Raw genomic sequence first — 21,286 nt, forward strand, 5'->3', positions numbered from 1 at the left:
CCCCCGTTATCAATCTATACGAAAGTGTACAAAAAGAGTGTCTTGGAATCCCGATATTTAAACCTTATCGAGAAAAACTTGACACATACTAATTGAAAGATTCCTACCATTTTGTTATATTAAAAATGATCGTTAAAAGATAAAACATGGACGCCCGGCTTCGAATATTGCGTATTGTCACCCTGCCGGCCCGGGGATGTCCGGCTGGCAAAATGGATGGATATAAACGCAACGCTAGACGGATAATGATTAACATATAGGAAAAAGGTGATCTGGAAAATGGCATTTGTAATTACCCAACCGTGCATCGGCGAAAAAGCGGCCGAATGCGTGGATGTATGCCCCGTGGATTGTATTGCCGAGGGGGAAGACCAGTACTTTATCGACCCGGATATTTGCATCGATTGCGGCGCTTGCCAGGCAGTTTGTCCGGTAGAAGCCATCTATCATGAAGAAGAACTGGAAGAAGAGGATATGGCCTTCCTGGAAAAAGCCCGCAAATTTTATTCAGAGTAAAAATAACCCCCGCACCATATGCGGGGGTTATTTTTAAAACCGGGCGTTGGCACGGCTTAATCAATCGCATTCCGGACTTCTTTCACCATTTCGGATACGGAGACGAGCCCGCCGCCGGAAAGGTACCAGTAGCCCGGGTCAAGGTAAACGATATGTTTGTTCTTGTAAGCATTCGTTTTCTTGACGAGGTCGTTTTCGATGATGCTCTTGGCATTTCCGCCCTGCCCGATGGCTGCATCACGGTCAATGACAAACAAATAGTCCGGATTGGTTTTCACGATATATTCAAATGACACATTCTGCCCGTGAATGGATGCTTTGATGTGTTTGTCCGCAGCCGGCACACCGAATACGTCGTGAATGATGCCAAATCGCGAACCCGGCCCGAACGCGCTCACCTTTCCGCCGGTCGTCAGGACAATCAGCGCTTTGCCGTTCACTTTTTCCGCTTTTGCATGCAGGCTGTCGATCGAATCGTCAATACCGGCCAGTTGTTTTTTCACGGCATCTTCTTTATTGAAAATTTTGCCGAGTGTTTCCATGTTCTCTTTAAAGGAATCCATATACTTTGCCGTATCCAGCCCCATATAAACGGTCGGGGCAATTTTCTTAAATTCATTGTAGTTGTCTTGCTGCCTGCCGGAAATGATGATCAGGTCCGGATGGATTTCACTGATCTTGTCAAAATCCGGTTCCATGAGGCCGCCGACATTTTCATACTTGCTGCTTTTGTATTTTTTCAAATATGGCGGAAGATTGTCCTGCGGTACGCCCGTCACTTTAATGCCCAACTTATCCATTGAATCCAGCACGCCGTAGTCAAACACGACGACTTTCTTCGGATTTTCCGGAACTTTTGTGGTTCCGAGTTCATGCTTTACCGTTATTTTCTTTGTTGAGGCATTGCTGCCCCCGGCACTCTCTTTTGTCCCGCACCCGGCAGCAAATACCGCTAACAGCAAAACCATCATGACAGCCAAATAGCTCTTTCTCATCGCGAATCCTCTTTTCATCCGTAATATAAGCAAAATTTATTTTGGCAGTAATCCTGAATTTGGATATTCATATCGTAAATTTCCTTTAAAACAGACGGGCGAATGATGTCATCCGTTTTTCCCTGTTTCACGATTTTCCCGTCTTTCATCGCCACAATGTAATCCGAATAAAACGATGCAAAATTAATGTCGTGAATGACAATTAAAACGGTCTTCCCAAGCTCATCGGCAAGCTTGCGCAACACTTTCATAATCTGGACCGAATGTTTCATATCGAGATTATTTAACGGTTCATCAAGCAAAATATACTCGGTGTTCTGGGCCAGCACCATCGCGATGTAAGCGCGCTGCCGCTGCCCGCCGCTCAGTTCATCCAAGTACCGGTTCTCGTATTCTTCCAATTCCATATAACAAATCGCTTTATCAATTATTTTTTGGTCTGCATCCGTGAGCCGCCCCTCTGAATGCGGGAAACGCCCGAATGCGACAAGTTCCCTTACTGTCAGCCGAATGTTCATATGGTTGGACTGCTTAAGGATGGATATTTTTTTCGCCAGCTTTTTGCTGTTTGTATGGCTGACGGCCTCCCCGTCTATGTACACATCCCCTTCATCCGAAAATTCAAGCCGGCTGATGATCGAAAGCAAGGTGCTTTTTCCGGCACCATTCGGCCCGATAAAAGAAGTGATTTTTCCCTTTGGAATTTTAACAGACACATGGTCAATGACCTTCTTGCTCCCATAGCTTTTTAAGACATTCATCACATTTACCATGCGCGACTCTCCTTTAAAAGTAAGTAAATAAAATAGATGCCCCCGGCAAAATTGATGATGACGCTGAGCGGAACAGAGAACTGGAAGACTCTTTCCACAAGCAGCTGCCCTCCTGTCAGGAAGACGACGCTGATCAGCATTGCACCCGGTATAAGGATTGTATGCCGGTATGTATCAAAAAATTGATAAGCGACGTTGACAACGAGCAGGCCAAGGAATGTGATTGGCCCGACCAACGCCGTCGAGACGGAGACAAGGATGACGACAATCAAAAGCAGATGCCGCACTACCCGGTTATAATCAACACCAAGGTTGACCGCCTGATCCCGCCCGAGCAGCATCACATCCATAAACTTGGCAAAACGCAAATAATACAACCCGCACAATACAACAAGCACAAAAGAAACCCACAGCAAATGGACATTCACATTGTTGAAGCTGGCAAACATTTTATCCTGCAGCACCTGAAACTCATTCGGATCGATCAGCATTTGCATAAAAGAAGTGAAACTGCCGAATAAAGTGCCAAAAATCATCCCGATCAAAAGCAGAAAATACATATTTTGCCTGCTCCGGCGAAGAATTAAGTGGAACAAAACGGCAGAAAACAGCACCATCGCCACGAGTGAAACCACAAAATTGACATGGCTCTGCATCATCGTTAGCGTTTTGGCTCCCATTGCGAAAACGACCGCCGTCTGGATCATAAGATAAAGGGAATCCAGCCCGAGCACGTTCGGCGTTAAAATGCGGTTGTTTGTAATCGTCTGAAAAATAAGGCTCGAAAAGGCAATCGCACAGCCAGTCAGGATGATGGCGGAAATTTTCCGGATTCTTGACGGGATAATATAGTTGAAATCCCAGTAAGATCCGATGCAAATGTATGCTGCAATGAGGCCTGATGCGATTACGGCAAGCATAAGCAGTTTGGAACGGCTATGCATAAGCGTGCCTCCTCAGCAGCAAATATACAAAAATGCCACTCCCGATGATGCCGGCTGTTAAACTGATCGGCACTTCATATGGATAAATGACAAGACGCCCCAAAATATCGCAAAACAGCAGGAACACTGCCCCAAGCAGCGCCGTCACCGTAATGCTTTTTTTCATATGGTCGCCGCGATAAATGGACACAATGTTTGGAATAATTAAGCCCAGAAACGGGATGGTGCCGACTGTCAGTACCGTTGCCGAAGTAATCAGCGCGACAAGGGCAAGGCCGATATTGATCACCTGCTTGTAATTCAAGCCAAGATTTTTGGCAAAATCTTCCCCCATGCCGGCGACCGTAAACCGGTTGGCAAACACATACGCGACCAAAACGGCCGGAACTGCTAAATAAAGCATCTCGTACTTCCCTTTCAGTACGCCTGAAAAATCGCCTTGCAGCCATGAAGAAAGGCTCTGGACTAAGTCGTATTTATACGCAAAAAAAGTAGATACAGAACTTACGATATTGCCAAACATCAGCCCGACAAGCGGGATGAAAATTGTATCGTTCCATTTAATCCGGCCCAGTATTTTCATGAACAGCAAGGTGCCGGCCAGGGCAAAGCAAAAGGCAACCGCAATTTTGATCAGCGGGCTTGCCGCAGAAAACAGGATGATCGCAACCAAAATGCCGAGCCGGGCACAGTCCATCGTGCCGGCTGTCGTCGGGGAGACAAATTTATTTCTCGTCAGCTGCTGCATCACAAGGCCGCAGATGCTCATGCCCATGCCCGCAATGATAATGCTGATCAGGCGCGGCAGGCGGCTTGCCAGCAAAATTTCCGTCTGCTCCTTGCTTAAATGGAGCATATCCGCCGGTCTGATATTTTCTGCGCCGATGAAAATTGAAATGATGGACAGGACGGCAAGCAGGGGCACTAAATATCTTTTTTTCATTCCATTCGTACTCCCCCGTTCCTTTTGTCAGCTCGTTGTAATTGATTTTCATTATCAATGATAATTATATTGATAGTGAGAATCATTGTCAATTATATTTCCAATATTTTTATTGTGCTTTCCGTAGTATCCGGAATGGTTGGCATCATGGCCATTGAAAATGCACCCGGCCTCTTGAAAAAGTTTCTGTACGCCATTTTTTTCATAAAAAAACGGCGGAACCTCCTTTTGGAAGTTTCCACCGCTTTCATTTTCCTCTCATCCCACCTGGTTCGGTTCCCCGTTGAGGTTGTTTTCTACGGTCAGGATGCCGAGTTCGTGATGTTCGCCTTCATAAAGCGCGCCCTGGGCAAAGTGCATTTCCCCGTTCGTGCCGATGACTTCCAGTTTGCAATAAGCCGAGCTTTTTTGCAAGGCGCGGTAGAATTCATCCGTATTGTGAACGGGCTCCCCGTTGCATTTGGAAATCACTTCACCGATTGAAAGCCCCATTTTTTCCGCTTTTGATCCCGGTATGATCCCTAAAATGATCATGCCGTTGTTCTGCTGTGTAAAATAATACGGCGCGTTGTTTTCACGCATCCGGTGGTGAATGGAGATCCATGCTCTCGCGACAATGGCAAAAACGGCTGCTACTGCAGGAAAATAAGGAAAATAGAGCCCTGCTGCTCCGATTGCGGTCGTCATGATGCCCGCCCAAATAACCCAGGTTCCGATCCGCTTCAATGCAGACTGCGGTAAAGTGCTCTGGATTTGGTGCTGGAAACCGATTAAAAACGGGACAAGCACCAGTGAAAACGTATGCCCACCCCAGTTCACAACAGGCCACCATGAAGCGTTGACCGAAAGCGGGCCTGCGGGCAGAAAACAAACGACCGGCACAAGCCAGAGTTTTTTGGCCACAAATGCGCCGACATTCAAACCGCGCCGGCTTTTCCGCAGTTTCGGGGAAACATGCTTCGTGCCGCTTGTCCTCAACAGCACGCCTTCCGCTAACAAAAGAAGGCCTGCTAAAATGGAAAGCCCGGCAACCATCGCATCGGTTATGCCGCTCATCCAATCCGGCAGTTGAACCGGCAGCCATGTGAAAACAAAAAACAGGAGTACCGGTATGCCCGCGGTAAATGCCGGTGAGAGAAACCGGAACTGGCCCACGAGCGAAAATAAAATCGTCGCAGCCGCCACCACAGCAAGAACAGGCCATGACACTTGAAACCCTGCCGCCACTGAGAGAGCGGAAAGGATCAGCCCGCATACGAGCCCGGCAGGAAATAAAGACCGCAGTTCAAGCGATCCTTTATAAACCCTGATATGAAAATCGTTTCTTTCCCGCTTCACTCTTGCCGCACCCGAAACGAGCGCGAGCAACAGCGCATAATAGAATATCGGATGGAGAAAAAATCTTCCGATGCCTTTTAACACTTCAATGAGCCAAATCTGTTCCAACCGAAACACCATCCCCCGCACGTACCTATTTGTAGTATTATTTTAGCAGATTTTGGCGAAAAGCGCTTCGAAATTCCGGGTTTTTTTCCAGGCTCACAGATTTTCTGTCCAAACCGGCATCACCGCTTATGCAACTGCTCCGGGAATATCCTCATGCCGGCACCGCGCCATGCAAAAAGCTGAAACAAGCCAGAAATTGGCAAAAACATGAGGAGCGAGAGCAGGAAGAAGCAAATTTGCTGAATGTTGGCTTGCAGCCCGGCCCGCTGAAGCGGCGTTATTTGCTGACAACCTTTAACGCCACTTGCAGCTGCAAATCATTTTTTTCCTCGCGCGCCATTTTGTACAGCGATTTTTCCAATTCGTCGGCCGTTTTTTGATTGATGCTGCCGGTTGCCGGAAGGCCTTTATCAAACTGGAACGCCTTAACGGCATTTTCCGTCTGGATATCGAAATAACCGTCTTCCCTGCCCGGCGAAAAGCCAAGGCTCTTTAGCATTTGCTGGGCGGTTTTGATTTGGGCGTTGTTCATATCCTTTTTCAACATGCGGCTGATTTGCAAAGCCTGGACATCGAAATAATCCGGCTGTTTCACTTCAATCGTCGGGGCAATGCCTTTATGATGGATCCAATGGCCGTCGGGCGTAAGCCATTTAAACATGGTCAGTTTGATGATGCTCTCATCTTCCATCGGCACCGCTTCCTGCACCGTCCCTTTGCCAAATGTCCTGGCGCCGATTAATGGATAATTTTCCGTTTCATGAAGCGCTGCCGCCATAATTTCAGAAGCGCTTGCGCTACCTTTATCGACGAGGACCGCAACCGGATAAGCCTTTTTTTTCTTCAGTTTGGACACATACTGGACACGGTGCCCGCTCCGTTCCTCAATTTGCAAATACGGCTTGTTCCTTGTGACAAACTGCTTGAGAATCGCTTCAACACTGGAAAGAAGGCCGCCCGGATTTCCCCGTACATCAATGACAAGCCCTTCCATGCCGCGGTTTTCAAGTTTTTCGAGCTGCTGCGCAAAATCTGTTGCCGTATCTGTTGAAAACTGGGTAATGCCGATATAACCGATTTTTTTCCCGTTTGCCTTTTTCATTTTCGAGTAGACCGTGTCAAGCGGAATTTCATCACGTTTGACCGTCACTGTCATCTGTTTGCCGGAACCGGCCCTTGAAATGCCCAGCTTCACATTGGAGCCTTTTTTTCCTCTGATTCGTGTTGTCACTTCATATAAGTCCATGCCTGCCGTACTTTTTCCGTTGATTGTTGTAATTACGTCTTCCGGGCGCAGTCCCGCTTTTTCGGCCGGGGAGTTTCTATAAGGAGAAACAATCAGTATTTTTCCGTTTTTTTTGGTGATTTCAGCGCCGATGCCTTGAAAAGAGGAATCCAGCGTGTCGTTGAATTGCGCAGCTGTCTCTTTGTCCATATAGACGGAATACGGATCGTCCAATGTACTGACCATGCCTTTGATTGCGCCTTCCACGAGTGTTTTTTCGTCAACTTTCCGGACATAGGAACTTTTAATTAATTGGTATGCCTGGGCAATTTTTGCGAGATCCGGCATATTGCTTGTCCCGCCGGTTGTTTCCTGGCGGGCGGGGGCTGCCTTGTCCTTTTGTAAAAACCATTGGCCCGCCGTATAGCCGCCGCCTGCACCGGCAAGCAGCGATCCCGAAATCGCAAGCGCCAGCCATTTTCGTTTCATGGTGATGCCCTCCTTGTACAAGAAGCGCCGCCAAAAAGCGGGGCTCTTCCTCTCGATAATTCAATATATGTACAAGCCGGGGGGCATATGCCGGGCAGCGGAAAAAGCCGGTGAAAGTCCCGCAGAAGGTGCAAAACAGGCTGCCGTGAAGCGAAAAAATGGGTGTTGCAAACGGGCTCCGGTTTCTTTAGGGGATACGACATCCGGCCATGCTGTCCACGAAACGGCACGAACGGCGGATGAGGCCATAAACAATTAGATTCAAAACGGGGTAAACCGTCACTTTCTCGCCAATTGGATTCAAAACAGGTAAAAAAAGAAGCCTCTCCCGCCAAGCCGAGCAAGCAAAAACGGAAGAAGCCGAAAAGAGGTTGAGGGGTTCTCCCCTCGCTGAAATGCTATCTTAGAATCACAAAGGAACTTAAATCCGCCCGGATAACCGGTTCACGAAACGGCATCCAATTGCGGAACAGGCCGGTAACCTGCTGCAAAGTCTTCAATCATGGCGCTGGCTGTCGGAAATTTTCCGGCACCCGGGCCGGTAAGGGTAATTTTTCCAACCAGGCTGCCGTAAATTGTGACGGCGTTGTTGACGCCTTCCACCGCATAAAGGGCATGTTCGGAAGGAATAAGGACAGGCTTAACGGATGCTTTCAGCGTGCCGCCGTCACGGTATATGTCCGCAATATGCTTATAACGGAGCCCCTTCCGATCCGCTTTTTCAATATCCGCAAGCGAGAGCCCGCCTATACCTTCAACTTCTACTTTCTCCCAGTCCGGCTGGGTTCCGAATACGAGCCGGCTTAAGATCATCAGCTTGCAAAAAGCGTCCTGCCCTTCCACATCATTGCCCGGGTCAGCTTCTGCATAGCCGTGCTGCCTGGCGATTTCCAACGCTTCTTCAAACGGAAGATGTTTTTCGCGCATTTCCGATAAAATAAAATTGGATGTGCCGTTTAAAATCGCCTGCACACGCTGGATGTCATTGACCTGAAGCTGCTGGGAAATCGTCCGAATCACAGGGATGCCGCCTGCGGTTGTCGCTTCATAACCGACAAACACGCCTTTTTCTTTCGCTTTTTCAAGCAACACATTCCCATATCTTGCAAACATGACTTTATTGGCAGTAATGACGTGGCAGCCTTTTTCAATCGCTTGTAAACAGTAAGAAAAGCCTGGTTCTTCCCCGACAATCGCTTCAAACACGACTTCAAGGCCGGGAATGGCAAGAATTTCCCGGAAGTCCGTCGTGACGAGCACAGAACTGTCAATGTTCCGCTTTTTACGGGGGTTTTTGATCAGAACCGCTGCAATCTCTACCTCGGCATGCAGCTTTTCTTTCAGCTGCTCCCGGTGGGTCCGGACGGCTTCACACACGCCCTGGCCGACCGTCCCGAAGCCGAGCAGCGCTGCTTTAATCACCCTCATTTATCCAAAAACCTCCCTGCAATATAGCGCTATTCGCCTCTGAAGCGTTTTGTTCATTTAAAACATCAAGCGGCCCGGCGGTCTCCGGTGCAGCCGGCACCCATAAGCTCCCGATCCGGAACAGGTGTGCAGGCCGTCCGTGCCGACAAAATTGTATAGTGGGATCAGCCCGGAACGGATCCCGTGCAAGTTTTCCGGATCGCCTGTTGGCATTCGCCGTGGCGGCCTTCGCACGAACCTGCCTGGCCCGTTACCTGCTTTTACCGGGCTGTAACGGCCGTCGCTTTTGTAATGGCTTGATCGAGGTCGGCTGTCAAATCTTCGACGGCTTCGAGCCCGACAGACAAGCGGATCAAATCACCCGTGACCCCTGACTTTTCCAGTTCTTCATCGCTCAGCTGCGAATGCGTAGTCGTTGCTGGGTGGATGATCAGCGATTTCGCGTCGCCGACATTCGCTACATGCGACCACAGCTTGATATTGTCGATCACGCGCCTCCCTGTTTCCCGGCCGCCTTTCACACCGAAGTTAACAATGGAGCCGTAGCCGCCGTTTAAATATTTTTGCGCCAGCTCATGGGACGGATGGTCTTCAAGGCCCGGATAATTGACCCATGCAACATCCGGATGGTTTTTCAGAAATTCCGCGACTTTCAACGCATTTTCGTTATGCCTTTCCACGCGCAAATGCAGCGTTTCAAGCCCTTGCAGGAATAAAAAGGCGTTGTCCGGGCTTAAAGCCGGCCCGAAGTCGCGCAAAAGCTGAACGCGAAGTTTTGTGGCGAACGCAGCCTGTGCCGTGTCGACGCCGTAGCGCAAGCCGTGGTAGCTCGGATCCGGTTCGCTGAAGTCCGGGAATTTCTCTGTGTTCCAGTCAAAATGCCCGCCGTCAACGGCAACACCGCCGATCGCCGTTCCGTGTCCGCCGATCCATTTTGTCGCCGAATGGACAACCACGTCCGCTCCCCATTTGATCGGATTCGAGCCATACGGAGAAGCAAACGTGTTGTCGACAATCAAAGGAATGCCGTTTTCATGGGCAACTTCCGCCACTTTTTCCACGTCGAGCACCTGCAGGCTTGGGTTGCCGATAATTTCCGCATACAATGCTTTCGTTTTCGGGGTGATCGCCTGGCGGAACGCTTCAGGGTCAGACCCGTCCACAAACTTGACGTTAATGCCGTATTTCGGCAATGTCACGGCAAACAAATTATATGTGCCGCCGTAAAGATTGCTGGCGGATACGATGTCGTCGCCCGCACGCACAATATTCAAAATGGAGAAGGCAATAGCCGCCGCGCCGGATGATAAACCGACAGCCGCCGTTCCGCCTTCCAGTGCGGCAACGCGTTTTTCAAACACATCCACAGTCGGATTGCCAAGGCGGGAATAAATGAAACCTTCTTTTGATAAATTGAAGACGCCCTCTGCATGTTCTGTATCCGGAAAAACGTAAGAAGTCGTCCGGTATACCGGCACGGCGCGCGAGCCTGTCGCCGGGTCCGGTTCCTGGCCCCCGTGCAGCAATAAAGTTTCCGGTTGTAATGATGATTGTGTCATTTTTAAATCCTCCTGGTTTTTTAAAATTTTCCTGCGAAAGATGGAAGAGGAAATGAAAAACCCTCTTCGTAAGGGAAGAGGGTTACAATGTATGTAAGTTCCTCCCTTATCTTTCAGACGCATGTCTGTAGGAATTAGCACCTTTTCAGGCAAATGCCTGAAGGTTGCCGGGCTTCGCAGGGCCTAGTCCCTCCGCCGCTCTCGATAAGAGTTTCTTTTCATAATTCAATTTTGAATGACTTATTGTTTAAGATTATAGAAGACCAATGGCAAACCGTCAACCTTTTTTGAAAAATTTTCTTTTTCTTCTACAAAATTGGCGATAACAGCCGGGAAATGGACTCTTTAAACCGTACATAAAGCGGCCGGTTCTGGTAAACATGGAGCGTTAATTCGGTTGATTTGGCCATGTCGTCCCGGAAAATGCCGGCAAGTGTGCCGGAAAGCTCGCGGTCGTACAGCACGGCGTTCACTTCAAAATTGAGGCGGAAACTGCGCACATCAATATTGGCCGTGCCGACGGAAGCAATTTTCCCGTCTACGACAATCATTTTCGCGTGGATGAACCCATTTTGATAAATGTACACTTTGACGCCCGTTTTTAACAGCTGGCCGATGTTGGAAAGCGTCGCCCAGTAGACAAACATATGGTCCGGTTTATTTGGAATCATAATCCGGACATCCACTCCGGATAAAGCGGCAAGCGTCAGCGCGTTCAGGAGGCTGTCATCCGGAATGAAATACGGTGTTTGCAAATAAATATATTTTTTGGCGGAATTAATCATCTTAATGTAGCTGTTTTTAATCTGCTCCCATTCGGAATCGGGGCCGCTTGAGACAATCTGGATATCGGTTTCCCCCTGCGGCGGGATGACCGGGAAATAACGTTCTTCATTTTTCACATCATGCGGCGATGCCTGATTCCAGTCTAAAATAAAGCGGGTCTGCATGGCATAAACAGCGCTCCCGGAAATCCGTAAATGCGTGTCCCGCCAATAACCAAATTTTTTATTCAGGCCAAGATACTCATCCCCGACGTTAAAACCGCCGATATAACCGACCCGTCCGTCGATAATCGCCAATTTCCGATGGTTTCTGAAGTTGACGCGCAAATTAATGAGCGGGATACGGGCTGGAAAAAAGGCCGCCACTTCCCCTCCGGCTTCAATCAGCGGCCGGAAAAATTTGCGGCGGAACAGCATCCGCGATCCCATATCATCATAAAGCAGCCGCACCTTTACGCCTTCTCTTGCTTTTTGGGACAGCAGTTCAATCAATTCATGGCCGAGACGGTCATTCCGGAAAATATAATATACAAGATGAATACTGTCTTTTGCATTCCGGATGTCTTCAAATAAAGCCTGGAATTTTTTTCTGCCGTCTGTGAAAATATCGACGTGATTGTCCTGGGAAAGGATCGCCCCGTCATTCATCAGCAGCATATAAACGAGATCCTTATACTGGGCTGTCCGCTCATCATGAAACGGAAACCGGTTTTCGCGCAGCAGTTCAATCTGCTGCTGGGAAATTTCCTTAATGCCGATCTTCTCCTGTACCTTCCAGTCAAAAATTTTCCGGCGGCTTAAATTTTGCCCGAATATCAAATACAGGATAAAGCCGGCAATCGGCAGGAATAGCAGCACCAAAAGCCAGGCCCAGGTTGCGCCGACATCCCGCCGTTCGAGGAAAATAACGGTTCCTGCCAGAATAAAATTCAAAAGAAACAAGATAACCAATAGTACCGTTACAATCATTGCGTTCTCCTTTTCGTACACCCTTTGTTCCTGTTGTAGGTTTGTTCCCGGCCGGTATCCGGGAACACGGTGAAGTGTTTTGAAATTGATATAGGATATGTTTGCGCAGCAAAAATAACAATTGTATCATACCATAATATTTGCGTCTTACCTATCATACAGCACTTTCCCTGCCATTGCATGCAAAAAGAACCGCACCAATAGATACGGTTCTTTTTCACGCCTTTATTAAAAGTTAACGTAGTTTCTCGGGTTTTGGGCACCGGCATGTGGCGGCGGTGTCCAGCGGCCGTTATAAATTTCAAAGTGAAGATGGGGCCCTGTTGATTCCCCGGTATTTCCCATTGCGCCGATCTGCTGCCCTTTGCTAACGTGCTGCCCGGTGCTGACGCTGTACGAGCTCAAGTGGGCATAAACGGTCGTGTACAACTTCCCGTTAATATAGTGGGTGATCATGACGCAATTCCCGTATGAAGAAGAGCGGTACGCCCTGAACACGACACCGTCGGCTGCAGCGACAACCGGTGTCCCGATGCTGTTGGCAATGTCAACGCCCGGATGGAACCCGCCGGAGCGCTCGCCGAATCCGGATGAAATATATCCGGATGCCGGACGTGTAAAGGCCCCGGAAGAGACTTCCGGAAGCGGCCCGCCGGAATGGCTCCCAGAACTTGGGCTGGCCGATGATGCAGCGCTGGTTGTTCCTGCTTTCGAACCTGTTGATCCTGCATTCGTATTCGTTTGAGCCTTTGCTGCTGCATCTGCTTTTGCCGCCGCCTCTTTTCTTGCTTCAGCCTGCTTTTTCGCAAACGCAATCGCTTTTTCAATGGAAGCTTTCTGGTCAGCCAGGATGCTCTTTTGTTCACTCAGCGACATTTTCTCTTCTTTGAGGCTATCTTTTTGTTTGTCCAGCTGTTTGATTAACGCCGATTTCTCGCTCTCATCCTGTTTCAGACTGTCTTTTAATGATTGTAAATCAGACAGCATCGATTCCAAATCGGACAGTTTCTTCTCTACTGATGCCTGTTTGTCTTTTAAATCCTGTTCATCTTTTTTCTGTTCTTCCAAAATTTGCCGGTCTGCTTCAACCAATGTCTTCATTGCCGAAAAGCGGTCAATAAAATCACCGACGCTTTTCGCTTCCAAAAAAACATCCAAATAATTAACCGAACCGCCGCCGTTTTTCTGCATTGCGCGGGCGCGGTCTTCTAAAATGGCGTTTCGGTCTTCAATCCGCTTTTTGATTTCGGCGATATTTTTCTTCAGATCAGCAATTTGGCTTTTCGTTGTGCTGATATTCTGTTCCTGCTCGCTGATTTTTTTGTTCGCCGATTGAATTTTAGACTCAATCGCCTCAAGCTGGCTGCCGAGAGAAGCCTGCTTTTCTTGAATGTTGGAAATCTGGTTGTCTTTTTTGTCCATTTCGGATTGGACATTGGAAAGTTTACTCTCAATCTCGCTTTTTTTCTGCTGCAAATCTCCTGCCGCACTCGCATTGGACTGGTAGCCGAACAGGCCGCCCAAGCTGAGCGTGCATACAACGGCAGCAGGCAGAATGGAACGCTTCTTCATCTTTTTCCCCCTCAGAGCAATATGGTTTTGTTTTATGTATCCGGGGACGCAACGCCCCGTTTTTCCTATGTTTTAAAACGAACGGAAAAGGGTATAGCATAAAAATCAGGCGGACGGGACCGGAATACATCCCTGCCGTTCCCGTTACACTTTCAAATAACGGCGGATCGACATCGAACTTCCCCAGATTCCGATGCAGACGCCAAGCACGAGCAGCAGGCCGTCTATGCCGTAAATGAACGGGCTGATATCAAGCATATGGATAATATTGTTTTGAAGCTTCGGCTCCACGATTTTATAAACGGAGTAATAGCCGAAGGAAATCAGCATAATCGGCAGAATGGACCCCAGGATCCCGAGCCAGAGCCCTTCGAGAAGAAAAGGCCAGCGGATAAACCAGTTTGTCGCCCCTACCAGTTTCATAATCTCGATTTCTTTTCTTCTGGCAAAAATCGTAATTTTAATCGTATTCGAGATAAGGAACATCGCCGTAAGGAGCAGGGCAATGATTAACACAACCCCGACATTGCGGCAGATACTTAAAACATGGAACAGCTTTTCCACTTTTCCTTTACCATAAATGACGGATTCGACATGGTCCATTTTTTGAATTTGTGCTGCAACTTTCGGCGTGTCTGTCGGCTGCTTTGTTTTGACAATAAATACATCATACAATGGGTTGTCCTGCTGGAACAGTTTAAAATCATCACCCATTCTTTTAATCAATTCTTTTAATTCCTGTTGTTTAGAAGAAAACTTGACAGAATTGACGGCATCCAGGCTCTCAATCTCGCTCTCCAGCTTTTCCCTGTCGGCAGCCTTTGCCGCTAAATCGATATGGACGCGAATTTCCACGTCGTTTTCAATATCGGAAGCAAATTTATTCATGTTCAGGATGATGACAAAAAATACGCCGACCAGAAGCAGGGTAATCGTTACGGCACTTGCCGATGCAAACATCATCCAGCCATTCCGGCCAAGGCTTTTAAAACTTTCCCGGAAGTGGCGTTTAAGCGTATTAATCTTCATAACCGTAACCTCCCAGCTGCTCATCGCGTACCACTTTCCCGCCTTCAATGGCGATGACGCGGTGCTTGTTTGTGTTTACAATATCACGGTTATGGGTAGCCATGACAACCGTTGTCCCGGTTACGTTGATGTCTTCGAGGATTTTCATAATGTCCCATGAAGTTTCCGGATCGAGGTTTCCAGTCGGCTCGTCCGCAATGACCACTTTCGGCATGTTGACGATGGAACGGGCGATGGAAACCCGCTGCTGTTCACCGCCGGACAACTCAGAAGGCAGCATTCTTGCTTTATTTTTCAACCCGACCTGGTCGAGTACTTCCATAACGCGGCTCCGGATATAGGAAGGTTCCTGCTCGATCACTTCGAGGGCAAACGCGATATTTTCATATACAGTCAATGTCGGCAGCAACTTAAAATCCTGGAATACAACACCGATCTGCCGCCGGAAATAAGGAATCCGTTTGTCCCGGAGCTTTGAAAGATTGACGCCGTTCACGATGACATCCCCTGCTGTCGGCTTTTCTTCGCGGTAAATCAGTTTGACGAGCGTGGATTTGCCTGCGCCGCTCGGGCCAACGATATAAACAAATTCGCCCTGGTTGATTTTTATATTTAACCCGCTCACGGCCATGACACCGTTCGGGTACTTTTTATAGACGTCTTTTAATTCTATCATTTCCTCACCTGGCTTTTTCAATGTAGCATGCCGAAATGAAAAATGTGTCAACGGCACCGGCAAAAAACGCCAATTTTTGCAATACCTGCACACCCGTCCCAGTAAAAGATCCGCACGGGATGATTTGCTGTAAGAAAAGGCTGCGTAAAAGCCTTTCTGCATAAAATTTGACTTTTTTCTCTTTTCAACGCGCGAGAATCCGCATAATTGCTCGAAATTCGCACATTAACCATTATAGCATCCCTTGCCTTAAGCGACATTACAGTTTTGTTTCAAATTTCCTAATAAGCGAATTTTATTTTTTCATTTTTTTCAAAAAGATTGCGTTACGCTCGCTTCTTATCTCTTACTGGACCGGCTTTTTTTCAGATGTTACAGAGCAGACCGTTTCTAAGACCCGCATTTAAAAAAACGGGCCGGAAACCGGCCCGTTTTTGTCATTTTTTCTTGGAGAGCCATTTGGCGACTTTTTGGGCATCGTCTCCCTTTAAAAGCCCTTTCGGCATATCTCCTTTTCCGTTTTCAATGACATTTAAAATCTGTTTTTCGCTAAGCTTAGAACCGATATGCTGCAAATTCGGCCCGACGTTCCCCTGCAATTGGTCGCCATGGCAGGCAGAACATTTTTGGTCTGCCAGTTTTTCGGCATCGCCGCCACTTGCCGTGTTTTTCCCGCCGCCTGATGATGGAGACCCATTCCCGCAGGCAGCAAGCCCGGCTGCAAGCAGAACCGCCGCCAAAGCTGCGCACCATTTTTTCACACTTAGCCCTCCCTCCTGTGCACATTCTTCTTCCATTATACCGGATGGCCGCCCGGGCATGGCAAGAAATACGAAAAACGCGTAAACGCGCGGCTACGGCATGTTAAAACCTTCGCCCAGCACTTCGGCGGCATCCATCACAACAACAAATGCCTTCCCGTCAATGGTTTTGACAAGGTTTCTCAACTTAATAAATTCAGACTGGTCGACGACACACATCAGAATCGGTTTTTCCTGATCGGTAAATCCGCCATATGCAGGGAGCCTTGTAACCCCGCGGTCGATCTGGAACAAAATCTCTTTCCGGATATCCTCGTATTTGTCGGAAATAATGAGCACATTTTTCGAACGGTTCAGGCCGACCTGGACGAGGTCAATGGTCTTGCTTGTGACAAACAGCCCGATGATTGCATACAAACCCTTTTCAATATCGAAAACAGCAGCTGCTGACAGGACAACAAGCCCGTCAATCGCAAGCACACATTTCCCGAGTGAGATGCCGGTAAATTTATGGATAATTTGCGCGGCCAGATCGGTTCCGCCGGTTGAAGCCCTGCCGAGAAACACAATCCCGAGCCCCGCTCCGACACCGATTCCGCCAAACAGTGCAGCCAGCAGTGCATCATGCGTCCACGGCTGCCAATTTTCCGTCAAAAAAACAACAAACGGCAAAAATACGGTGCCAACAAGTGTTTTGACGCCAAATTGGTAACCTAAAAAAATGAGGCCGGCAAGAAACAGCGGAATGTTAAGCCCCCATTGCACATAGGCCGGCTTCCATCCGAACAGCCCGTGAAAAATCGTGCTGATCCCGCTGACGCCGCCGGACGCAATATTATTCGGAAGCAGGAAAACATTAAATGTAATCGCGACAATTGCCGACCCGGCAAGTATGTATCCATATTCCATCATCATCGTCCGGTATTTGTTCGCCGGTTTTCTCCTTTTCTTTGCCATGTCCATCCCCCTTTTCATAAAAAAAACGGATGCCACACACCAATATACAGGACCGCTTGTTTCGCACCCCTCATATATTTTCTGGCATTGTGGCATCCGGGCCTGTCATGCGTTCAATTTTCAGGAAAACTTTTTTCTTATTACGAAATATGTGAGCGCAGGTAAGCATCAATGAACAGATCAATTTCGCCGTCCATCACCGCCTGGACATTCCCTGTTTCAACATTTGTCCGGTGATCTTTTACCATGGAATATGGATGGAAAACATAAGAACGGATCTGGCTGCCCCACCCGATCTCTTTCTGTTCGCCGCGGATTTCCGCCAATTGTTTCTCTTTCTCTTCTACTTCTTTTTGGTACAATTTCGCTTTCAGCATTTTCATGGCTTGTTCGCGGTTCTGAATTTGCGAACGTTCCGATTGGCAGGAGACGACAATTCCGGTCGGAATATGGGTAATCCGGACAGCCGAAGACGTTTTGTTAATGTGCTGGCCGCCTGCCCCGCTTGCCCGGTATGTGTCGACACGCAAATCTTCCGGCCGGACTTCCACTTCAATGTTGTCGTCTATTTCCGGCATCACTTCGCACGAGACGAACGAAGTGTGGCGGCGGCCGGCTGCATCAAACGGCGAGATCCGGACAAGGCGGTGAATGCCTTTTTCCGCTTTAAGATAACCGTACGCGTTATGCCCTTTGAAAAGGAGGGTGACGCTTTTCACACCGGCTTCGTCGCCCGGGAGGTAATCGAGGGTTTCGACTTTAAAGCCTTTTTTCTCGCCCCAGCGTGTATACATTCTGAGCAGCATGGAACACCAATCCTGGGATTCCGTACCACCCGCGCCGGGATGCAGTTCCAAGATCGCATTGTTCGCATCATACGGCCCGTTTAAAAGCAGCTGCAGCTCGTATTCATTTAATTTTTCCGTAAACCCTTCAAGCTCAGCTTCAAGCTCTTCTTTCAGTTCCTGGTCATTTTCTTCTTTGGCCAGTTCGTACGTGACTTCGAGATCCTCCTGTTGCGACTCGAGTTCACGGTAGCCGTTTACCATTTCTTTTAAAGCATTGGATTCATCAATAATTTTCTGCGCTTCCTGCTGGTCGTCCCAAAAGTTAGGCTCCAGCATTCTTTCTTCCAATTCGGCAATGCGCGTCTCTTTTTCTTCTAATTCAAAGAGACCCCCTGAAACCCGCTAATTTCTTAGCTGTATTTTCCAATTCTGCTCTGATTTCCGATAATTCCATTCCATTCACCTCATTAATTTTTTCTGCTGTTTTCCGCAAAAAAGAAGGGCGGCGTTTTGCCCCTTCTTTTTTTGCGTATGCCTGCCTGATTTTAAGCCTCAAGCCGGCCGTGGCAGTTTTTATACTTTTTGCCGCTGCCGCACGGGCAAGGGTCATTCCGGCCGATGCGCACTTTTTTGCGGACCGGTTTTTTCTTCACAGCGGTTTCTTCCCCGCCCGGCACGACAGCCTGGCCTTTTGCCACTTCCTGCCGCTCCAGGTTGGTTTGGATTTCTGCTTTCATAATATATTTTGCCGTATCTTCCTCGATGGATGCAACCATATTTTCAAACATGGCAAAGCCTTCCGACTGGTATTCGCGCAGCGGGTCGATCTGGCCATACGCGCGCAAGTGGATCCCTTCACGGAGATGGTCCATCGCATCAATATGGTCGATCCATTTTGAGTCAACGGAGCGGAGCAAAATGACTTTTTCAAATTCGCGCATCTGTTCCGGCCCGAATGCTTCTTCTTTTTCATCATAGCGCATCTTCACTTTTGCCATGATAAGGTCAACCATTTCGTCCGGTTCTTTTCCAAGCAAATCTTCCCGTGTGATGTCGCCTTCACGCAGCAGATTGGTCAGGACATAATCGACAATGCCCTGCAAGTTCCATTCTTCCTCATCTTCATGGAGCGGCGCATTGGCGTTTACAACGCGTTCTACGACCGAACGGATCATTTTTTCAACGATTTCACGCAAATTATCCGCCGTCAGCACTTCATCGCGCTGCTTATAAATGATCTCGCGCTGCTGCCGGAGGACATCATCATATTGGAGCAGTTGTTTCCGGGCGTCGAAGTTATTGCCTTCCACCCGTTTTTGTGCGGATTCAACGGCGCGCGACACCATTTTGCTCTGGATCGGCTGCGTATCATCCATACCGAGCCGTTCCATCATGCTCTTCATATTATCCGATCCGAAGCGGCGCATCAGTTCATCTTCCATTGACAGATAAAACTGTGTTACCCCGGGATCTCCCTGGCGTCCGGAACGCCCGCGCAACTGGTTGTCGATCCGCCTTGATTCATGGCGTTCGGTTCCGATGACGGCAAGGCCGCCCAGTTCCACGACACCTTCGCCAAGCTTGATATCGGTACCGCGCCCGGCCATATTTGTCGCAATCGTAACCGCGCCTTTTTGCCCTGCCTGTTTGATGATTTCCGCTTCACGCGCATGGTTTTTCGCGTTCAACACGTTATGCGGGACGCCTCTCTTTTTCAACATTTGGGAAATCAATTCAGACGTTTCGATTGCAACCGTCCCGACAAGCACCGGCTGGCCGAGATCGTGGCGCTGCTTAATATCCTCGACAACGGCCCTGAACTTGCCTTCCATCGTTTTGTAAATCAAATCCGGCCGGTCGTCGCGGATGATCGGGCGGTTTGTCGGGATCACGACAACACGCATGTTATAAATGTTGCGGAACTCTTCTTCTTCCGTTTTCGCCGTACCGGTCATCCCGGAAAGCTTCGCATACATCCGGAAATAGTTCTGGAACGTGATCGTGGCCATCGTCATGCTTTCGTTCTGGATCTCCACGCCCTCTTTTGCTTCAATCGCCTGGTGCAGCCCTTCACTGAACCGGCGGCCTTTCATCAGACGGCCGGTGAACTGGTCGACGATGATGATTTCCCCGTCCTGCACGACATAGTCGACATCCCGGTGCATCGCAACATTGGCTTTCAGTGCCTGGTTAATATGGTGGTTGATCGTCACATTGCGGAGATCATACAGGTTGTCGATGTGAAAATATTTTTCAGCTTTCGTGATGCCTTCTTCCGTCAGCAGCACACTCTTCGTTTTCACATCATAAGTGTAATCTTTTTCTTTTTCCAATGTACGCACAAATGCGTTCGCTTGTGTATACAGTGCTGTCGATTTTTCAGCTTGTCCGGAAATTATAAGCGGCGTCCGCGCTTCATCGATTAAAATCGAGTCGACTTCATCAATGACCGCAAAATAAAGCGGCCGCTGCACTTTTTGTTCCTGGTAAAGCACCATATTGTCGCGCAAATAATCGAAGCCGAATTCATTGTTCGTTCCGTATGTGATATCTGCTGCATATGCGGCCTGTTTTTCTTCGTTCGACATATTGGTTAAATTCAGGCCGACAGTAAGCCCGAGAAATTTATACAGCTCGCCCATTTCCTCGGCATCCCGCTTCGCCAGGTATTCGTTCACCGTGACGACATGGACGCCTTTCCCGGACAGGGCGTTCAAATAAACCGGCATCGTGGCGGTCAGCGTTTTCCCTTCACCGGTTTTCATTTCGGCAATATTTCCTTCATGGAGCGTAATACCGCCCATCAGCTGGACATGATAAGGATAAAGCCCGAGCACACGCCTGGCGCCTTCCCGGACAACCGCAAAAGCTTCCACAAGCAGGTCATCAAGGCTCTCGCCGTTTTGGTAACGCTGCTTAAACTCTTCCGTTTTGTCGCGCAGCTGCTCATCCGACAGCCTTTCCATATCCGACGCCAATTCTTCAATCTGGTTTGCGATCTTCTCAAGATGTTTCAGTTCACGTTTGTTGGCATCAAAAACTTTGTCCAAAAAAGCCACCATTCAAAACGCTCCTTTATTTCAGTATCAAAACAGGACTGTTTCGGCCCTATCATTGTAATTGCCATGACTTTTAAATATTAATTATAGCACAGTTTCTTTTCTGCGTCTCTTTTTCCGCCGGGTTTTCCCGGCCATGTTAAATCAGGGTTTCCATGCTTTTTGGGGAAAATTCCGATGATACAGCCCAGGATTTGCCGGGTGCGTGTATTTTGTTTCCTGAAATATACCTTATTGTATTGTAACACTGAAACGGAGCGCATACAACAAAAGAACCCGGAGAGTATGTGTCAAGTTTTTCTCGACAAGGTTTAAATATCGGGTATTCCAAGACACTCTTTTTGTACACTTTCGGCTACCGTGCTTCACTTG

17 protein-coding genes and 1 riboswitch are annotated in these 21,286 nt (G+C 48.4%); of the genes, 1 reads left to right on the forward strand and 16 read right to left on the reverse strand.

The features are described from left to right. The first annotated feature begins 279 nt into the window (after positions 1-279). A complete protein-coding gene (gene fdxA / locus IC21_RS09050) occupies positions 280-516 on the forward strand; it encodes a 4Fe-4S ferredoxin (RefSeq protein ID WP_026104642.1) in 237 nt (78 codons plus the stop codon). 56 nt (positions 517-572) lie between these two features. Here fdxA and IC21_RS09055 read toward each other — a convergent pair whose 3' ends face one another. The 16 genes from IC21_RS09055 to secA form a co-directional block, all read right to left on the reverse strand. After that, the gene (locus IC21_RS09055) at positions 573-1,511 is read right to left on the reverse strand and encodes a siderophore ABC transporter substrate-binding protein (RefSeq protein WP_035176375.1); all 939 of its coding nucleotides are present in this window, start codon (positions 1,509-1,511) and stop codon (positions 573-575) included. Between the two features lie 14 nt (positions 1,512-1,525). After that, positions 1,526-2,284: an iron ABC transporter ATP-binding protein gene (locus IC21_RS09060; protein WP_029142522.1), complete on the reverse strand. Its 759-nt coding sequence runs from the start codon at positions 2,282-2,284 to the stop codon at positions 1,526-1,528. Beyond that, the gene (locus IC21_RS09065) at positions 2,278-3,228 is read right to left on the reverse strand and encodes an iron chelate uptake ABC transporter family permease subunit (protein WP_029142521.1); all 951 of its coding nucleotides are present in this window, start codon (positions 3,226-3,228) and stop codon (positions 2,278-2,280) included. The genes IC21_RS09060 and IC21_RS09065 overlap by 7 nt, the downstream gene beginning before the upstream one ends. Further along, on the reverse strand, positions 3,221-4,171 hold the full coding sequence (locus tag IC21_RS09070) for an ABC transporter permease (RefSeq protein ID WP_029142520.1): 951 nt from the start codon (positions 4,169-4,171) through the stop codon (positions 3,221-3,223). Before IC21_RS09070 ends, IC21_RS09065 begins: the two co-directional genes overlap by 8 nt. A 258-nt stretch (positions 4,172-4,429) precedes the next feature. Next, positions 4,430-5,626, reverse strand: coding sequence for a PDZ domain-containing protein (locus IC21_RS09075; RefSeq protein ID WP_234969567.1), 1,197 nt, complete (start codon positions 5,624-5,626; stop codon positions 4,430-4,432). Positions 5,627-5,894: 268 nt separating this feature from the next. Further along, positions 5,895-7,331, reverse strand: coding sequence for a S41 family peptidase (locus IC21_RS09080; protein ID WP_029142518.1), 1,437 nt, complete (start codon positions 7,329-7,331; stop codon positions 5,895-5,897). A 444-nt stretch (positions 7,332-7,775) separates the two neighbouring features. Continuing rightward, complete coding sequence (locus IC21_RS09090; RefSeq protein WP_029142516.1) at positions 7,776-8,759, reverse strand: homoserine dehydrogenase; 984 nt, start codon at positions 8,757-8,759, stop codon at positions 7,776-7,778. A 260-nt stretch (positions 8,760-9,019) separates the two neighbouring features. Then, positions 9,020-10,318, reverse strand: coding sequence for an O-acetylhomoserine aminocarboxypropyltransferase/cysteine synthase family protein (locus tag IC21_RS09095; protein ID WP_029142515.1), 1,299 nt, complete (start codon positions 10,316-10,318; stop codon positions 9,020-9,022). 103 nt (positions 10,319-10,421) lie between these two features. After that, positions 10,422-10,529: riboswitch (SAM riboswitch) on the reverse strand. Positions 10,530-10,626: 97 nt separating this feature from the next. Beyond that, the gene (gene cls / locus IC21_RS09100; protein WP_029142514.1) at positions 10,627-12,072 is read right to left on the reverse strand and encodes a cardiolipin synthase; all 1,446 of its coding nucleotides are present in this window, start codon (positions 12,070-12,072) and stop codon (positions 10,627-10,629) included. Between the two features lie 228 nt (positions 12,073-12,300). After that, a complete protein-coding gene (locus IC21_RS09105) occupies positions 12,301-13,644 on the reverse strand; it encodes a murein hydrolase activator EnvC family protein (RefSeq protein ID WP_029142513.1) in 1,344 nt (447 codons plus the stop codon). 144 nt (positions 13,645-13,788) lie between these two features. After that, entirely contained in the window at positions 13,789-14,673 is an 885-nt protein-coding gene (gene ftsX / locus IC21_RS09110; RefSeq protein WP_029142512.1) for a permease-like cell division protein FtsX, read from the reverse strand. Further along, entirely contained in the window at positions 14,663-15,349 is a 687-nt protein-coding gene (gene ftsE / locus IC21_RS09115; RefSeq protein ID WP_029142511.1) for a cell division ATP-binding protein FtsE, read from the reverse strand. Before ftsE ends, ftsX begins: the two co-directional genes overlap by 11 nt. A 437-nt stretch (positions 15,350-15,786) precedes the next feature. Next, the gene (cccB, locus tag IC21_RS09120) at positions 15,787-16,146 is read right to left on the reverse strand and encodes a cytochrome c551 (RefSeq protein ID WP_073193863.1); all 360 of its coding nucleotides are present in this window, start codon (positions 16,144-16,146) and stop codon (positions 15,787-15,789) included. Between the two features lie 57 nt (positions 16,147-16,203). Further along, complete coding sequence (locus tag IC21_RS09125) at positions 16,204-17,067, reverse strand: YitT family protein (protein WP_029142509.1); 864 nt, start codon at positions 17,065-17,067, stop codon at positions 16,204-16,206. 140 nt (positions 17,068-17,207) lie between these two features. Beyond that, a protein-coding gene (prfB, locus tag IC21_RS09130) for a peptide chain release factor 2 (protein WP_142236797.1) occupies positions 17,208-18,309 on the reverse strand; the annotation gives its coding sequence in 2 pieces (ribosomal slippage) (positions 17,208-18,236 and positions 18,238-18,309; 1,101 coding nt in all). Between the two features lie 91 nt (positions 18,310-18,400). Continuing rightward, positions 18,401-20,917, reverse strand: a complete 2,517-nt coding sequence (gene secA, locus IC21_RS09135; protein ID WP_029142507.1) for a preprotein translocase subunit SecA — start codon at positions 20,915-20,917, stop codon at positions 18,401-18,403. Positions 20,918-21,286 lie beyond the last annotated feature (369 nt).

Origin of the sequence: Heyndrickxia coagulans DSM 1 = ATCC 7050 (assembly GCF_000290615.1) — a bacterium.
Lineage (GTDB): Bacteria > Bacillota > Bacilli > Bacillales > Bacillaceae_C > Weizmannia > Weizmannia coagulans.

Bases quoted from the DNA above. Each gene is read 5' to 3' on its own strand.
- ftsE (WP_029142511.1), bottom strand. From the start codon at position 15,349: ATGATAGAATTAAAAGACGTCTATAAAAAGTACCCGAACGGTGTCATG.
- IC21_RS09070 (WP_029142520.1), bottom strand. From the start codon at position 4,171: ATGAAAAAAAGATATTTAGTGCCCCTGCTTGCCGTCCTGTCCATCATT.
- IC21_RS09055 (WP_035176375.1), bottom strand. From the start codon at position 1,511: ATGAGAAAGAGCTATTTGGCTGTCATGATGGTTTTGCTGTTAGCGGTA.
- IC21_RS09090 (WP_029142516.1), bottom strand. From the start codon at position 8,759: ATGAGGGTGATTAAAGCAGCGCTGCTCGGCTTCGGGACGGTCGGCCAG.
- IC21_RS09060 (WP_029142522.1), bottom strand. From the start codon at position 2,284: ATGGTAAATGTGATGAATGTCTTAAAAAGCTATGGGAGCAAGAAGGTC.
- cccB (WP_073193863.1), bottom strand. From the start codon at position 16,146: ATGGAAGAAGAATGTGCACAGGAGGGAGGGCTAAGTGTGAAAAAATGG.
- IC21_RS09080 (WP_029142518.1), bottom strand. From the start codon at position 7,331: ATGAAACGAAAATGGCTGGCGCTTGCGATTTCGGGATCGCTGCTTGCC.
- IC21_RS09125 (WP_029142509.1), bottom strand. From the start codon at position 17,067: ATGGCAAAGAAAAGGAGAAAACCGGCGAACAAATACCGGACGATGATG.
- IC21_RS09105 (WP_029142513.1), bottom strand. From the start codon at position 13,644: ATGAAGAAGCGTTCCATTCTGCCTGCTGCCGTTGTATGCACGCTCAGC.
- IC21_RS09065 (WP_029142521.1), bottom strand. From the start codon at position 3,228: ATGCATAGCCGTTCCAAACTGCTTATGCTTGCCGTAATCGCATCAGGC.
- fdxA (WP_026104642.1), top strand. From the start codon at position 280: ATGGCATTTGTAATTACCCAACCGTGCATCGGCGAAAAAGCGGCCGAA.
- cls (WP_029142514.1), bottom strand. From the start codon at position 12,072: ATGATTGTAACGGTACTATTGGTTATCTTGTTTCTTTTGAATTTTATT.
- ftsX (WP_029142512.1), bottom strand. From the start codon at position 14,673: ATGAAGATTAATACGCTTAAACGCCACTTCCGGGAAAGTTTTAAAAGC.
- secA (WP_029142507.1), bottom strand. From the start codon at position 20,917: ATGGTGGCTTTTTTGGACAAAGTTTTTGATGCCAACAAACGTGAACTG.
- IC21_RS09095 (WP_029142515.1), bottom strand. From the start codon at position 10,318: ATGACACAATCATCATTACAACCGGAAACTTTATTGCTGCACGGGGGC.